The organism is Microbacterium aurantiacum, from assembly GCF_002872075.1.
In the GTDB taxonomy this organism is placed as follows: domain Bacteria; phylum Actinomycetota; class Actinomycetes; order Actinomycetales; family Microbacteriaceae; genus Microbacterium; species Microbacterium aurantiacum_A.
Genome location: NZ_PGGU01000016.1, coordinates 339,821 through 355,335 on the forward strand (window position 1 = coordinate 339,821; position 15,515 = coordinate 355,335).

Consider the following 15,515-nt stretch of genomic DNA (forward strand, 5'->3'; position numbering starts at 1 on the left):
CGCTACCGGCGGGGTCGGCGCTCCACCTTGGCGTCGTCGGTCATCTCCTCCAGTTCTTTGCCCTTCGTCTCGGCCACCTTGAAGTAGACGAAGAAGAACGACAGCAGGGCGAAGAACGCGTAGAACCCGTAGGCGAAGGTGAGGCCGATCTCGGAGAAGGCCGGGAACGTCGTCGAGATGAAGAAGTTCGCCGCCCACTGCGCCGCCGCCGCCACGGCAAGGGCTGCAGCCCTGATCGAGTTCGGGAACATCTCCCCGAGCAGCACCCAGACCAGCGGCCCCCATGTGGCACCGAAGAACACGACGAAACCGTTGGCGCAGATGAGAGCGACCGTCGACCACGGGTCGGGCAACGTGACCGTTCCGGCAGCGTCGAGGGTGCCGAACGAGAACGCCAGCGCCATCAGGCCGAGCGTGAGCGTCATCCCGACCGAACCGACGAGCAGCATGACGCGTCGGCCGACCTTGTCGACGAGCATGATGGCGATGATCGTCACGACGATGTTGGTGACCGAGGTGATCACGGTGATGAGCAGTGCCTGCGCTTCACCGAAGCCCACGGACTGCCACAGGGTCGTGGAGTAGTAGAAGATCACATTGATGCCGACGAACTGCTGGAACACCGACAGCAGGATTCCGACCCACACCACAGGTTTCAGGCCGAACCGGTTCCCGCGCAGATCACGCAACGATCCCGTTCGATCGGTGTTGATCGTTCCGGTGATCTCCGCGATCTTCGCCTTCACGTCGACTGTTCCGGTCACCGTCGTCAGCACCTGCTCCGCCTTCTCCAACTCGCCCTTTCCGACGAGATAGCGCGGAGACTCCGGGAGGCGCAGCGACATGATCCCGTAGACGAGGGCGGGGATCGCCTCGACGATGAACATCCAGCGCCAGGCGGTGAGACCCCACAGCGGCGCTGCGGCCTCCCCAGCGATGCCCGCGAGCATCGCATCGGAGAGGAGTGCCGCGAAGATGCCCGTCACGATCGCCAGCTGCTGGAGAGACCCGAGTCGTCCGCGGATGTGTGCCGGCGAGACTTCGGCGATGTAAGCGGGAGCGATGACGGATGCGGCTCCGACACCGAGTCCACCGACCACGCGCCAGATGATCAGATCGACAACGCTGAACGCGAGTCCCGACCCGATCGCCGAGAGGAAGAAGAGCGCAGCGGCGGCGACCATGACGGGGATCCGACCGCGCTTGTTCGCGATGGGTCCGGCGAACCAGGCACCCACGGCGCAGCCGATCAACGCCGACGAGACTGCGAAGCCTTTGAGACCGACTCCCAGATCGAACCCCGATACGTCGCCGGCGAGGGCGTCGACAGCGCCATTGATCACCGCGGTGTCGAACCCGAAGAGGAATCCACCGAGTGCTGCAGCGATACTGACCGCGATCACACGTCCTTGGATGCCGGCTGCTGTCTGGACTCTGGACATGTCATCCCCCTCATCGTCGAATTGACGCGAGTCTAGGCGAAGCGATCCGCCGCTGGGGGGATCAGCCCTGACCGTATCCTTCTTCGCCCAGTTCGGAGAGGATGCGGTTCAGATCCTGGATCGAAGCGAAATCGATGGTGACCTGGCCTTTGCGCGCGCCGAGAGAGATCTTCACGCGGGTGTTCAAGCGGTCTCCGAGCTTGCCGGACACCTCGTCGAGGTACGCGCGTCGAGCCCCGGGAGTGGGTTTCGGCGCCTTCCCGGCCGCGGTGGGCTGCGACTTCGCGGCCTCCTCCGTGGCACGCACCGAGAGGTCTTCGTTCACGACCTTGTCAGCCAGGCGCTGCATGGCCTCCGGGGTCTGAAGGCTCAGGATCGCCCGGGCGTGGCCGGCCGAGAGCACGCCGGCCGCCACACGCTGCTGCACGGGCACCGGCAGCTTCAGCAGGCGGATCGTGTTGCTGATCTGCGGGCGGGAACGACCGATGCGCGTGGCCAGCTGCTCCTGGGTGATGCCGAAGTCCTCGAGCAGCTGCTGATAGGCGGATGCCTCTTCCAGCGGGTTCAGCTCGGAGCGGTGCAGGTTCTCGAGCAGCGCGTCGCGAAGGAGATCCTCATCGGCGGTCTCACGAACGATCGCCGGGATCGCTTCGAGGCCGGCCTCACGGGCGGCGCGCGTGCGCCGCTCCCCCATGATGAGCTCGTACTCGCCCTCGGAGTTCTTGCGCACGACGACCGGCTGCAGCACTCCGAACTCGCGAACGCTGTGCACGAGCTCCGCCAGGTCTTCGGTGTCGAAGTGAGTACGGGGCTGGCGCGGGTTGGGGACGATCTTGTGCGGGTCGATCTGAACCAGGTGGATACCAGGGACCTCGGCCAGTTCCTCCTTCGGCTGGGCCTCGGGGCCATTGATGTCGATCCCGTGAGCCGGTCGGAGATTCGCGCCGGGGAAGAAGACGTCGACGGGACGCTCCATCTGATCGGCGGTGGGGATCAGTGCGCCGATCCCCCGGCCCAGTCCAGTGCGCTTGGCCATCATTTCTCCTTGCTCTGCGACACGGTACGTGTCGCGATCTCGACGGCTGCCTCGCGGTAGGCGATGGCGCCGGCGGACTGCCCATCGTAGGCGATCACGGTCTGGCCGAAGCTCGGCGCTTCCGACACCCGCACCGAACGCGGGATGACGGTCTCCAGAACCTGGCTCGGGAAGTGACTCCGCACCTCTTCCGCGACCTGCTGCGCGAGCCGGGTGCGTCCATCGAACATCGTCAACAGGATCGTGGACAGGTGCAGCTCGGGATTGAGGTGCTTCTGGATCATCTGGATGCTGCCGAGCAGCTGACTCAGACCCTCCAGCGCGTAGTACTCGCACTGGATCGGGATGAAGACCTCGGATGCCGCGGTGAAGGCGTTGATCGTCAGCAGCCCCAAGGACGGAGGGCAGTCGATGATCACGAAGTCCACCGGGCTGTCACGGAGGTACTCCTCCAGTGCGCGGCGGAGGCGGTGCTCGCGGGCGACCTGGGCTACGAGTTCGATCTCTGCGCCGGCGAGGTGAATCGTGCTCGGTGCGCAGAAGAGATTGGGGTTCTCCGGGCTGACCTGAATGATGTCCGCAAGAGGGAACTCTTCGATCAGGACGTCGTAGACGCTGGGGATGTCCGCGCTGTGCGGAACGCCGAGCGCGGTCGAGGCGTTGCCCTGCGGATCGAGATCGATGACGAGCACCTTGGCGCCCAGTCCCGCGAGAGCAGAAGCGATGTTCACCGCCGTGGTGGTCTTTCCGACCCCGCCCTTCTGGTTCGACACGGTGAGAACCCGCGTCTCCCCGGTGAACTCGACGTTCACGGCTTCCAGCGCGCGGCGGCGGGCGGAGAGGTCAGCGAGTTCCCGCGCGAGCGGCGTATCCATCCCGAAAGAAGACTTCGGTGATGCCTGTTCGGATTGTTTCACGTGAAACATCCACTCCTTTCGGGGCCGCGTTCCACTCTAATCGCAACGGGGGACGTTGCTTGTCGCTCGTAGTGTTGTTGGTGCGTTGGGCATCCTAGAAACGGGCTCCGGGATGCTCCCCTTCGTTCGCAGAGCGGGTTCCCTCCCGCTTCGCGGGCCCCTCCCGATGCTCACCCGCGGGCGAGTAGCAACAGTCTGTTGCGGCAGGTGGGTGGCAGCGTCTCGCTTCGCTCGACGACTGCGCGGTGATCTTCTGATGTACGCCGTATGAAGAACGTCGTCACTTCGTTTGCGGAGGGCGCGGCGCGGGTTAGAGGGAGATGTTTCACGTGAAACAGCGCTCGGAGAGACTGGATCAGCGCGTCCGATCGAGTTTCAGACGAGCGGGGATCACCACGCCTCCATTGGGCGTATGTTTCACGTGAAACATACGGAGTCGTGCAATGCCTGACGGATGAGGTCGCGAGCCTCGGAGATGGCGAGGTCGTTCGCGTATGACTCCCATCGTTCCAGCGGGGAGATCACCCACTCCCAATGAGGCCGTTGAGGTGCGATCCGCAATAGACGATCCGGTGGAGGCCAGCCGTACTCGTCGCGCGCACCCACATACGCCGCCGACACTCGCCAGCCCTCATCGCGAGTGCAATACCCGATGCTCGCTCGCCGATTCCAAGATCAGGTAGACCGCATCGATCGCGACACTGTTGTCCAGACACGCATCCACGTGCATCCCCGGGCTCGCCGGCAGATCAATCGACAGCTACTCCCCGCGTACATCATCACGCATGTTTCACGCGAAACATCTCGCCTCGGGACCACGGCGCTTCCTATCCAACCGAAGCAGTGATGTCCTTCACTCAGCGTGCATCAGAAGATCACCGCACGCAGTCGTCGAGCGAAGCGAGACGCTGCCACCCCTCTACTCACCACCAATGATGGAGAACCGTCCTGATCACCGACACAGAGGGCGCAGGGATGTCCCCGGAGTGAGCATCGGGAGGGGCCCGCGAAGCGGGAGGGAACCCGCTCTGCGAACGAAGGGGAGCATCCCGAAGCCCGTTTCTAAGATACCCACCGCACCAACCGACTACCCGCAAAAGCCCTATGTTTCACGTGAAACATCGAAGCCCGGCCTCAGCCCCGAACAACCGCCCGAACAACTCGTGTCGTCTCCGGCAGCACACCTTCACCGAGCACTTCAACGCGAACCCCGGAGAGCCGGAACTTCTTGACCTGCTTCTGCGCCGCCTCGATCTCGTTCGCGGCGTTCATCCCTTTGAGCAAGACTAGCTCTCCCCCATCGCGCACCAAAGGCGCTGTGATGGGGATGAGTGTGCGCAGAGCACTGACGGCACGTGCGGTGACGACGTCGAAACCCTTGGGACGACCCACCTCTTCGGCGCGAGCGCGCAGCACCTCGACGTTGTCCAGCCCGAGATCGTTCACCTGCTCATTGAGCCAGGTGACACGACGTTCCATCGGCTCGATGAGCGTCCAGTGCACATCGGGGCGAGCGATGGCCAGCACGATCCCCGGGAGGCCAGCACCGGAACCGATGTCCGCCACAGACCCGGAGAACAGAGGTGCTGCGATCGCACTGTTGAGAATGTGACGGGTCCAGAGTCGTGGGAGTTCAAGCGGGCCGATGAGTCCGCGCTCCTCCCCGACTCGGGCCAGGGCGGCGGTGAAGGATCGGGCAAGCTCGACTCTGTCGCCGAACAGATCAGCCGTGACCGCCGGCTCCGCCTCGACTGCGTTCACGAGCGATCTCCAGCGGGATGTTTCACGTGAAACATCAACGACGGCGGAGAACCGTGTGCCGATCGGCACCTTCGCCGTACGACTCCGAGACGAGGCCCCGCTCGGCGGCGACATCGTGCACGAGCTTGCGCTCGTAGCTCGACATCGCGGGCAGGGATGCCTGGGATGCTCCCTCGTCCAGCTTCGCAGCCGCAGCATCCACGAGCGTCTCCAACTGACGACGACGTACGTCGCGGGATCCGCCGATGTCGAGGATGAGGCGCGAGAACGAACCGGTCTTGTTCTGCACGGCGAGACGAGTCAGCTCCTGCAGGGACTGGACGGTGTCGGGTGCGGAGAGCAGCGCGAGTCCGTCTCCCTCTGCCTCGACCGAGACATATGCCCGACCCTGGCGGACGTCGAGATTGAGGTCGCCATCGATGTCGGCGATGTCGAGCAGCTCTTCGAGGAAGTCTGCGGCGATGTCGCCTTCGTTCTCGAGCTCGGCCACCGTCGGCTCGGTGTGTGCGGTCACGCTCTCGGTCGTCATGCGGTGGGACCCTTCTTCTTCGCGCGCTTCTTACCCACGGGCTGCTGGCGCTTCGGTGTCTCGGCCTTCGCCTTCTCCACGGCCTCGAGCAGACGCTGCTGCTCGGCCTCGTACACCGACATCGGAACGACCTTGCCGGACGAGTCGATGGCCTTGCCCTTGCGCGCGAGTCGCTCTTCGCGCGCCTTCGCTGCCTCGGAACCGGGAGTCGGCATCTCACGGATGACGAGGAACTGCTGCCCCATGGTCCACAGGTTCGAGATGAACCAGTACACGACGACACCCAATGGGAAGAAGACACCCGAGAAGATGAAGCCCAGCGGAAGCACGTAGAGCATGATCTTCTGCATCTGGTACGCCTGGCCCGTCTTGGCCTCCGGCGACAGGTTCTTCGAGATGATCTGAAGCTGCGTGAAGAACTGCGACCCGATCATGAGGACGACCAGGGTGGCGAGAATGATGATCGCGGTGACGTTCTGCGCGTCCACCGCATTGCCGAGCGTCTCATGCAGAGACGCACCGAAGACCTTGGCGTCGTAGAACTGTCGCGTGAGATCGGCGTTCAGAAGCCCGACTCCGCCGACACCCCAGCCGGCGTGCTTGGTCACATCGTTCAGCACGCTGAAGAGGGCGAAGAAGATCGGCATCTGCACCAGCAACGGCAGACAGCTCGACATGGGCGTCGTGCCGTGCTTCTTGTACAGCGCCATCGTCTCGCGGCTCATGGCCTCGCGAGAGAGCTGATCCTTCTTACCGCGGTACTTCTCCTGAACTTTCCGCAGTTCAGGGGCAATTTCCATCATCTTTCGCTGGCTCTTGATCTGCTTCACGAAGAGCGGGATCAGAGCGGCTCGGACGACGATGACGAGACCGACGATCGAGAGCACCCAGGTGATGCCGGATGCCGCAGGCAACCCGACGGCCGTGAACAGCGCGTGCCACGCGACGAGGACCAGCTCGACGACCCACTTGAGGGGCCAGAGGATGGTGCTGAGCAGATCGAACCCGCCGGCGGCCGGCGGGGGCGAGGTACTTGCGAACAGAAGGTCGAGACCCACCGGTCAGTCCTTTCGAGCAGGGACGACGAAACCATTCGAGGTCAGGTCGTGGCGGAAGTGTTCGTGCGGCGGTACGTCATCGACGCCACCGCGGGACCAGGGATTGCATCGCAGGATGCGCCAGGCGGAGAGCAGCGCTCCCCGTGCGGCACCGTGCTGCTGCACCGCACCTACAGCGTAGGCGGAACAGGAGGGATAGTACGCACAGACGTCTCCATACAGCGGGGAGATCACCTTGCGATAGCCGGCGAGGAAGCCCAGCACCAGGTTGCGCGGGATCAGCGGGATGCTGCGCACAGCATCCTTCGCCTCAAGATGCCCCGTGCCCACCGATGACTGGGGAAGGGCCGTCATGGTGCCGGCCGATCTGCGTCAAGCCGCCCGAGGCAGCGGTGTACGTCTGCCCGCAGTTCGGCGAAACTCGCCGACGCGGACGCAGGAAGGGCACGGATGACGACATCCGTGCCCTCGGGGACGAGCTCGAGCGCTTCCGCACAGACGGCTTTGAGCCGCCGTCGAACGGTGTTGCGCACCACAGCCGTACCCACCTGCTTGCTGATGATGAAGCCGAATCTCGCGACTCTGCTCTCGCCCGTCGACAACATCGAAGTCACGACGCGCGCCCCGCCACAGCGTGAACCACGTCGAACGACCAGTCGGTAGTCGCTCCCGCGGGTCAGACGATACGGGCGGGCGAGCACAGCGGGCTACGCGGAGAGCTCGGTGCGGCCCTTCGCACGGCGGGCCGCGAGGATGCCGCGACCGGCACGAGTGCGCATGCGGGCACGGAAGCCGTGCTTCTTGGCGCGACGACGGTTGTTGGGCTGGAAGGTGCGCTTAGTCATGGAATCACTCCGGGAATACTGCCACCGGGTTCACTGCGACCGGAGACATGGGGAACTGCCAAAAATGGCATAAGTCAACCGACTAAGGGTACGTCTTGGCGGCGCGCAGAGCAAATCTGCGCACAGCGAGTGACCGCACCCGGCAGGATGCGCACAGCCATTATCCACAACCTGGTCGCCCGCGTGCGCGCAACACGCGCGCGGAATCTCCAGGGCAGGTTGCCGTTCTCAGCCGCGGTGACTACCGTGGCATCCGAAGTTATCCACAGGGGGGCCGTAGTTTTCCGACCTTCCGCGAGCCCCGTCCGGAGCACCATGTCCTCACCTGCCTTGCCCGATGTGCCGATCTGGACGACGGTGCAGGAGCTGCTGGCAGATGATGACCGGGTCACCCCCCAGCTGCAGGGCTTCCTGAGCCTCGCGGTTCCGGCCGGTGTGATGGGCGCGACGCTGTACCTCGACGTTCCCAACGACCTGACCGCCGCGCAGATCAACAAACGTCTGCGCCTGCCGATCATGGAAGCCCTCTCCCACATCGGCGAGGAGGTCACCTCGTACCGCGTGGTCGTGAACCATGAACTCATCGAGCAGGCCACGGCGCCGATCTCGGTCACCGACTTCGGCCGCAGCGAGCAGCCCCGCCCCGAGTCGCCGATGGAGCAGCCGACCCCGATCCGGCACGAGTCGCGCCTCAACCCGAAGTACACCTTCGACAACTTCGTCATCGGCCAGTCGAACCGGTTCTCGCATGCGGCCGCGGTCGCCGTGGCCGAAGCCCCGGCGAAGGCCTACAACCCGCTCTTCATCTACGGCGACTCCGGCCTGGGCAAGACGCACCTCCTGCACGCGATCGGCGACTACGCGCAGTCGCTGTACACCGGCGTCAAGGTGAGGTACGTCTCCAGCGAGGAGTTCACGAACGACTTCATCAACTCGATCGCGAACAACCGAGGCGCGGCCTTCCAGGCGCGCTACCGCGACGTCGACATCCTCCTCATCGACGACATCCAGTTCCTGCAGGGACGCGCGGAGACGCAGGAGGCGTTCTTCCACACCTTCAACACGCTCCACGATCACAACAAGCAGGTCGTGATCACCAGTGATGTCGCACCCAAGCACCTGACGGGCTTCGAGGACCGGATGCGGAGCCGCTTCGAGTGGGGGCTCATCACCGACGTCCAGGCTCCCGACCTCGAGACCCGCATCGCGATCCTCCGCAAGAAGGCTCAGAGCGAGTCGCTGCACATTCCGGACGAGGTCCTGGAGTACATCGCCACGGTCGTCTCGTCCAACATCCGGGAACTGGAGGGCGCGCTCATCCGGGTGTCCGCCTTCGCAAGTCTGAACCGCTCGGCACTCGACATCTCTCTCGCCCAGACCGTGCTCCGCGACATCATCGACACGGCCGAGGACAACATCATCTCGCCGACCGACATCATCACCGCCACCGCGGGCTACTTCAAGCTCACCGTCGACGACCTGTACGGCTCGAGCCGCTCCCAGCAGATCGCCACCGCACGTCAGATCGCGATGTATCTGTGCCGCGAACGCACCAGTCTGTCGCTGCCGAAGATCGGTCAGCTGTTCGGCAACCGGGATCACACGACCGTGATGTACGCATACAAGAAGATCAGCGAACTCATGAAGGAGCGGCGCTCGATCTACAACCAGGTCACCGAGATCACCACGCAGCTCGGGCGACGCTGACGAGCGAGCGACGAGGCTCTGCAGAAGGGGCACGGACATCCGCAGGGGTCTCCGTGCCCCTTCTGCGTCCCAAGGGGGTCGGCGCGCCGTCGATAGATGCCTCTATGCACATGTGGATAACTTGTGGATGGAACCCGTTCACATCGGGACGGATGTGGGCGAATCGGGCCAACCTGTGGATAACTACCCGGTTGCTCCATTCCCTGTGGATGCCGCCGAACCGCGGATTCCTCAGGGATTCCACAAGTGACAGCCGTGTAGTTCCCTACTCGCGACTACTATCCACCGAGTTATCCACAGAATCCACAGCGGTTAACACCGTTAAGGAGTTAACCCTTTGATGAGCGCGATCCGATCACCAGAAGGTGCGAAACCCGGGCGTAGGGAACGACAGGAGTGTGGGGCTAGCATGGGAAGCCCTGCACACAGGGACCGGATGATGACGGCACATCAGAGAACGATGACAAGGGAGCACCCGTGAGGTTTCAGGTCAACCGCGATGTCTTCAGCGAGGCTGTGTCGTTCGTCGTCAAGCTTCTGCCCCAGCGCAACCCGCAGCCGATCCTGGCCGGTGTGCTGATCGAGGCGGATGGCTCGGGCCTCACGCTCTCGGCATTCGACTACGAGGCATCCGCTCGCACGACCATCGAAGCCACGGTCGAAACACCCGGCACGATCCTCGTCCATGGGCGTCTGCTCTCCGACATCGCCAGCCGCCTGCCGAACGCGCCGATCGACATCGCCGTCGAGGAAGATGGCAGCATCACCGTCACCTGCGGTTCGGCCCGCTTCACCCTGGCTGCCATGCCCGTCGAGGAATATCCATCGATCCCCGAGGTCGCCGGTTCCACGGGCGTGGTCCCGGCCGACGACTTCGGCACCGCGATCGCCCAGGTCGGTTTCGCCGCCTCTCGCGACGATGTCACCCCGGTGCTCACCGGTGTGCAGCTCGAAGTCTCGGGTCAGAGCCTGAGCCTCGTCGCCACCGACCGCTACCGGGTGTCGCTCCGCGACATCCCCTGGGACGGTGCGGCCGTCGAACAGGCAGCTCTGGTTCCTGCCCGCACGCTGCTCGAGGTCGGGAAGACCTTCGGTCACGCCGGCACCATCCAGATCGCGTTCTCCGGAGCAGGCGAGCGCGAGATCATCGCTTTCACCGCCGGCAACAAGACGGTCACGTCGTTGCTCATCAAGGGAAATTTCCCCCCGGTCCGCCGCCTTTTCCCGGAGCAGACCGACCACTACGCGGTCGTCAACACGGCCGACCTCGTCGAAGCCGTCCGCCGAGTGTCGCTGGTGCTCGACCGCGCAGCTCCGCTGCGATTCACATTCACCAGCGACAGCGTCACGATGGATGCCTCCGGCAACGAGCACGCCCGTGCCTCGGAATCCGTCGACGCGATCCTCTCCGGTGGCGATGACGTCACTCTCGGACTCAACCCGCAGTACCTGATCGAGGCCCTCGGCGCGGTCAAGAGCGAGTTCGTACGCGTCACCTTCACCTCGAGCGACAACGCGAACAAGCTCAGCCCGGTGCTGATCACCAGCCAGACCTCCGTGGAGCAGGCCGGTCTCGACTCGTTCAAGTACCTGCTGCAGCCCAACCTCCTCCTTCGCTGATCCACAGGATCAGCAGCACCCGTTCGGCCTTCGCCGTCGCGCCCTGATCGCGACGACCGTCGTTTCGCCGACCGAGCGCTGATGACTCCCCGCTTTACATCGTCGAAACGCGGAGTCCCTGGCACGAAACATGCCGCTGTCAGAGTGTGCGTACCCGATGAGCACGGCTGCTCCGAACAGCCGTGCAGCCGCGCTCGTCTTCCTCTGACGAAAGACGCAACGCATGCCGGATCACACCCTCATCCGCGGCGGGCGAGGTCTCATCGCGACCTTTCTCGCTGCAGCCGCCATCACCGCATCGACCCTGGGAATCGCATCCTCTGCTTCAGCCGAGACCACACCCGAACCGGCGGACACGCTCACCATCACTGCCGATAAACCGAAGGCCGCAGTCGGCGAGACGATCACCGTGACCGTCTCGGCCGAGGGCCTCATCGATGTCTACGCCTACGAGCTCTCGATCGGATTCGACCCCGCACTCCTGTCACTCCTAGATGGCAGCGAGGTCTTCCCCGCCGGAGGTATCTCGGCGGCGAACGTTGAGGACGGTGCGGTCTCGGCGGTGGCGACGCGACTCGGCACCTCGCCCGGTCTATCGGGAGCCCAGTCCCTTGTGACCCTGACCTTCACCGCACTCGCGCCAGGAGATGCGGCAGTGACCCTACTCCGCGGAACCCTGGTCGACTCCACGGGCGCATCCGCCGATATCGAGGTCGGCGCGGCGACGAGCACGGTCATCGCAGATGCCGGTGGCGGAACGGATCCGGGTAGCGGAGGAGGCACCGGCGGATCCGGGTCGAACGGGTCCACTCCCCCGCCCGTGGAACGGGATCCGCTCGCCGGCACAGGCGGGGAAGCGACGCCATGGATCGTCGCCGCCACCGGCGCGCTGGCCGCCGTAGCCACTGGAATCGTGCTGATCCTCCGTCGTCGGGGGGCGAGGTCATGACCTCGATCACCGCAGGCCCCGTTCGCACACTCGACCGCAGAAGGACCACCATGAAGCTCCGCACGATTCGCGGCACCGCTGTTCTCACGATCGGCTGCGCCGTCGCCGCGTCCGCCTTCACGATGTCGCCGGCGTCCGCCGCCGAACCCGAGAGTGCGCCGATGCTCGCGCCGTACTACACCGAACTCGATGTCACCGGAGATGCGCAGGTCACCACGGCCGATGTCGACCTCGCCGCCGCGTCGCTGGGTCTCACCGCGGGGTCAGCCGGGTGGCAGGATCTCGCGGTGCTGGACACGGACCTCGACGGAACCCTCACCGTGGTCGATCTGGCTGATCTGTCACACCGGATCATCTACGACGACGGCGCCTTCGAGATCATCGAGGCATCGGTGATCGACATGCAGGCGGCGATGAACGCCGGCGTGACCACATCCGTCGAACTCACCCAGCACTACATCGATCGCATCGAAGCCTATGACCGCGCCATCGTGCCGGGCGGCTTCCGTGCACTCAACTCGATCATCACGGTCGGAGATCAGGCCCTCGCCGCCGCCGCGGCGGCAGACGCCACGCGTTCGGCGGAAGGCATGACGAGCATGCTCCTGGGGATCCCGATCGCCGTCAAGGACAACTACGACACCGTCGACATGGTCACGACGGGTGGTTGCGGATGCTGGAACGAGAACCAGACGACCACGGACGCGAAGATGATCGAAGGCCTGCGTGCCGCGGGGGCGGTGATCTTCGCCAAGGCCAGCCTCGACGAGTTCGCGTACGGGTTCGCCTCGGAGTTCTCGTCGTTCCAGACACCCGGATCGACGCTGCTGGTCGCGAACCCCTACGACACCACCAAGTCCGCCGGTGGATCCAGCGGCGGTACCGGAGCGGCGATCGCGGCGAACCTCGCCGGCATCGGGTTCGGCACGGACACCGGTGGATCCATCCGTGTCCCCTCGTCTTACAACCAGCTCGTCGGCGTGCGCCCCACGGTCGGTCTCGCCAGCCGGGACGGCATCATTCCACTCGCCCTGTCACAGGACACCGGCGGACCGTTGACGCGATCCGTCATGGATGCGGCCGTCGCCCTCGATGCCGTCGTCGGGATCGACGAGGAGGACCCGGTGACCCTGAAACAGGACGGGCGCGTCCCGGACTCGTACACTTCCTTCCTCGATGACACGTCCCTGGATGGCGCGCGCATCGGCTACATCCCCGCAATGGTGGGCACGCAGACAGGTACCGTCCGGCTGTTCGGCGAGGCGGCTTCCGCTCTCGGAGCACAGGGTGCGACCGTGGTGGAGATCTCTGCGCCGGAGGGATTCGCCGCTGTGCTGTCCGAGCCCTCCGGGTCGACGAACGAGTTCCTGCACGACCTCGATTCCTACATCGGCACGCACCTCGGCGCCGACGTCGAGGCTCGGACCCTCACCGACATCCTCGCCACCGGCAACTACGTGACTTCGCGTCTGCCCGTCTACGAGACACGCAACGCGGTGACGGAGGAGACCTACCAGGCGTGGGCGGGTGAGAACGGCACGCACACGCTCCAGCTCGCGGCGGGCAAGGAACTCGTCACGCAGTTGATGGATGAGTGGGATCTCGACGCGATCATCTACCCGAGCACCAACGCGTTCAGCACGCAGGCGACCAACATGCGTCTGAGTCCGAACACCGGAATGCCCGCGGTGACCGTGCCGATGGGGCAGACGATCGAGGGCGAGGACAACCCGGGCGCCGGCGTCAACCTCGAATTCCTCGGACGTGACTTCGATGAGGGCACGCTCCTCGGACTGGGGTATGCGTTCGAGCAGGCGACGCACGCCCGCACGACGCCGGTCCTGTACGGACCGCTCCCCTGACGAGTCGTCGCGAGAGGACCCCGTCGCCTTCGTGTTCACCGAGGCGGCGGGATCCTCCCGCTCGGGACGACCGAACCGGTGTCCCACCCCGAAGGTAGGCTGACCACGTGATTGTGGAACACCTGAGCCTCGTGGACTTCCGCAATTATCCGACCGCGGAACTCTCCCTCCACCCCGGCCCGAACGTTCTCGTCGGCCGCAACGGGCAGGGCAAGACGAACCTCGCCGAGGCCGTGGTCTTCCTCGCCACACTCGGCTCCCACCGGGTGTCGTCGGATGCTCCGATGGTTCGCGACGGGCAGGAGTTCGCCATCATCCGGGCCCGGCTGTCGCACGGCGAACGCAAGGTGCTCGCCGAGGTGCAGCTCAACCGGCAGGGTTCGAACAAGGCGCGCATAAACGGCTCGCCGTCGAAGATCAACGAACTCCCCCGCTACGCCCACGTCGTGCTGTTCGCCCCCGAGGATCTGCAGATCGTCCGCGGCGATCCGTCTTCTCGCCGGCGCTTTGCTGATCAGCTGCTCATCCAGCGCACACCGCGCATGGCGGCGGTGCTCGGCGACTACGACCGCGTGCTCAAGCAGCGCACCGCGCTGCTGAAGTCCGCACGAGCCCGCGGCATCCGGGGCGAAGCACTGACGACGCTCGACATCTGGGACGACAAGCTCATCGCGCTCGGGTCCGAGATCATCGATGCGAGACAGCGGCTGGCCACCGACATGCAGGCGCCGATCGCAACGGCCTACGCCGCGATCGCCGGCGCGGATCATCAGCCGCAGCTCGAATGGGCGCTGTCGGTGCGCGGCGGCGACCCGGAGGAGGGCGAGGACGCGGCATCCGACACCCGCGGCGAGATCGCCGATCTGTTCCGCGCGGCGCTGCTGGCCAAGCGCACGCAGGAGCTCGACCGGGGACTCACGCTGGTCGGCCCGCACCGCGACGACCTGATCCTGCGCGTGCGCGGCCTGCCGGTGAAGGGGTATGCCTCGCATGGCGAGTCCTGGTCGGTGGCGCTGGCGCTGCGGCTGGCGTCGGCCGAGCTGCTGCGCAGCGAATCGCCGGCGGGAGATCCGGTGCTGATCCTCGATGACGTCTTCGCCGAGCTCGATGCCGATCGACGACAGCGACTGGCCGCCCTCACCGCCGGCTACGAGCAGGTGGTGGTGACCGCGGCGGTGGAGGAGGATATCCCTGCGGTGCTGCACGCCCATGTGGTGCGGATCGATGCGGGCACCATCAGCGACGAACGCGCGGAGAGCCAGGCGGGAGGAACAGATGACTGACACAGCCGCATCCGAGACGCCGGAGACCGTCGCCACGTATCTGCGGCTGCGCGGTCTGAAGCCGAGCTCGAAGTCGTGGAAGCGCAAGCGGCGAATCGCGGACGACGATGACAACGCTCCGTTCACCCCCGGTCGCGATCCCGGAGCGCTCGGATCGGTGCTCGACAAGCTCAGCCGGGACTCCGGCTGGCAGATCACCCTCGCCCGGGAAGACCTGGTGCGCCAGTGGGCAGACCTCGCGGGCGCCGGCACCGCCCAGCACTCCGAACCGGTGTCGCTGGAGAACGGCGTCCTCACCGTGAAGTGCGATTCGACGGCGTGGGCGAAGAACCTGCAGTTCATGCGCGCGACGATCCTCACCGAGATCGGCCGACGGTACCCGGATGCAGGAGTGGAGAACCTCCGTTTCATCGGGCCGGACGTCCCCTCCTGGAAATGGGGTCCCAGAGTCGTTCCAGGGCGGGGCCCGCGCGATACCTACGGGTAGGGCATCATCGAGGGGGTTC

At 65.2% G+C, this 15,515-nt stretch carries 15 protein-coding genes; 6 read left to right on the forward strand and 9 right to left on the reverse strand.

Annotated elements, in window-relative coordinates; genetic code table 11:
- Positions 1-2 precede the first annotated feature (2 nt).
- The 9 genes from CUR96_RS12395 to rpmH form a co-directional block, all read right to left on the reverse strand.
- Positions 3-1,442, reverse strand: coding sequence for a sugar porter family MFS transporter (locus CUR96_RS12395; protein ID WP_102193610.1), 1,440 nt, complete (start codon positions 1,440-1,442; stop codon positions 3-5).
- A gap of 61 nt (positions 1,443-1,503) precedes the next feature.
- Positions 1,504-2,478 (reverse strand): ParB/RepB/Spo0J family partition protein, encoded by a 975-nt coding sequence (locus tag CUR96_RS12400; protein ID WP_102193611.1) that lies wholly within the window; start codon positions 2,476-2,478, stop codon positions 1,504-1,506.
- Entirely contained in the window at positions 2,478-3,353 is an 876-nt protein-coding gene (locus CUR96_RS12405) for a ParA family protein (RefSeq protein WP_245861240.1), read from the reverse strand. Before CUR96_RS12405 ends, CUR96_RS12400 begins: the two co-directional genes overlap by 1 nt.
- Positions 3,354-4,529: 1,176 nt before the next feature.
- On the reverse strand, positions 4,530-5,156 hold the full coding sequence (gene rsmG / locus CUR96_RS12410; RefSeq protein ID WP_245861310.1) for a 16S rRNA (guanine(527)-N(7))-methyltransferase RsmG: 627 nt from the start codon (positions 5,154-5,156) through the stop codon (positions 4,530-4,532).
- Positions 5,157-5,190: 34 nt separating this feature from the next.
- Entirely contained in the window at positions 5,191-5,685 is a 495-nt protein-coding gene (locus CUR96_RS12415) for a protein jag (RefSeq protein WP_102193614.1), read from the reverse strand.
- Entirely contained in the window at positions 5,682-6,743 is a 1,062-nt protein-coding gene (yidC, locus tag CUR96_RS12420) for a membrane protein insertase YidC (RefSeq protein WP_102193615.1), read from the reverse strand. The genes CUR96_RS12415 and yidC overlap by 4 nt, the downstream gene beginning before the upstream one ends.
- 3 nt (positions 6,744-6,746) lie before the next feature.
- The gene (gene yidD, locus CUR96_RS12425; RefSeq protein ID WP_102193616.1) at positions 6,747-7,097 is read right to left on the reverse strand and encodes a membrane protein insertion efficiency factor YidD; all 351 of its coding nucleotides are present in this window, start codon (positions 7,095-7,097) and stop codon (positions 6,747-6,749) included.
- Positions 7,094-7,444 (reverse strand): ribonuclease P protein component, encoded by a 351-nt coding sequence (gene rnpA, locus CUR96_RS12430; protein ID WP_102193617.1) that lies wholly within the window; start codon positions 7,442-7,444, stop codon positions 7,094-7,096. The genes yidD and rnpA overlap by 4 nt, the downstream gene beginning before the upstream one ends.
- Positions 7,445-7,450: 6 nt before the next feature.
- Positions 7,451-7,588 (reverse strand): 50S ribosomal protein L34, encoded by a 138-nt coding sequence (gene rpmH, locus CUR96_RS12435; RefSeq protein ID WP_045278552.1) that lies wholly within the window; start codon positions 7,586-7,588, stop codon positions 7,451-7,453.
- Positions 7,589-7,903: 315 nt separating this feature from the next.
- Between rpmH and dnaA the strand changes: the two genes are divergently transcribed.
- From dnaA to CUR96_RS12465, 6 genes are all read left to right on the forward strand, one after another.
- Positions 7,904-9,295 carry a chromosomal replication initiator protein DnaA gene (gene dnaA / locus CUR96_RS12440; RefSeq protein ID WP_102193618.1) on the forward strand — a complete coding sequence of 464 codons (1,392 nt, stop codon included), beginning with the start codon at positions 7,904-7,906 and terminating at the stop codon, positions 9,293-9,295.
- Between the two features lie 477 nt (positions 9,296-9,772).
- A complete protein-coding gene (gene dnaN / locus CUR96_RS12445) occupies positions 9,773-10,915 on the forward strand; it encodes a DNA polymerase III subunit beta (protein WP_102193619.1) in 1,143 nt (380 codons plus the stop codon).
- Between the two features lie 223 nt (positions 10,916-11,138).
- Positions 11,139-11,864: a cohesin domain-containing protein gene (locus tag CUR96_RS12450; protein WP_102193620.1), complete on the forward strand. Its 726-nt coding sequence runs from the start codon at positions 11,139-11,141 to the stop codon at positions 11,862-11,864.
- 50 nt (positions 11,865-11,914) lie between these two features.
- Complete coding sequence (locus CUR96_RS12455; RefSeq protein ID WP_102193995.1) at positions 11,915-13,726, forward strand: amidase family protein; 1,812 nt, start codon at positions 11,915-11,917, stop codon at positions 13,724-13,726.
- Positions 13,727-13,833: 107 nt separating this feature from the next.
- Positions 13,834-15,009: a DNA replication/repair protein RecF gene (gene recF / locus CUR96_RS12460; RefSeq protein ID WP_102193621.1), complete on the forward strand. Its 1,176-nt coding sequence runs from the start codon at positions 13,834-13,836 to the stop codon at positions 15,007-15,009.
- Entirely contained in the window at positions 15,002-15,496 is a 495-nt protein-coding gene (locus tag CUR96_RS12465; protein WP_102193622.1) for a DUF721 domain-containing protein, read from the forward strand. Before recF ends, CUR96_RS12465 begins: the two co-directional genes overlap by 8 nt.
- The last annotated feature ends 19 nt before the right edge of the window (positions 15,497-15,515 follow it).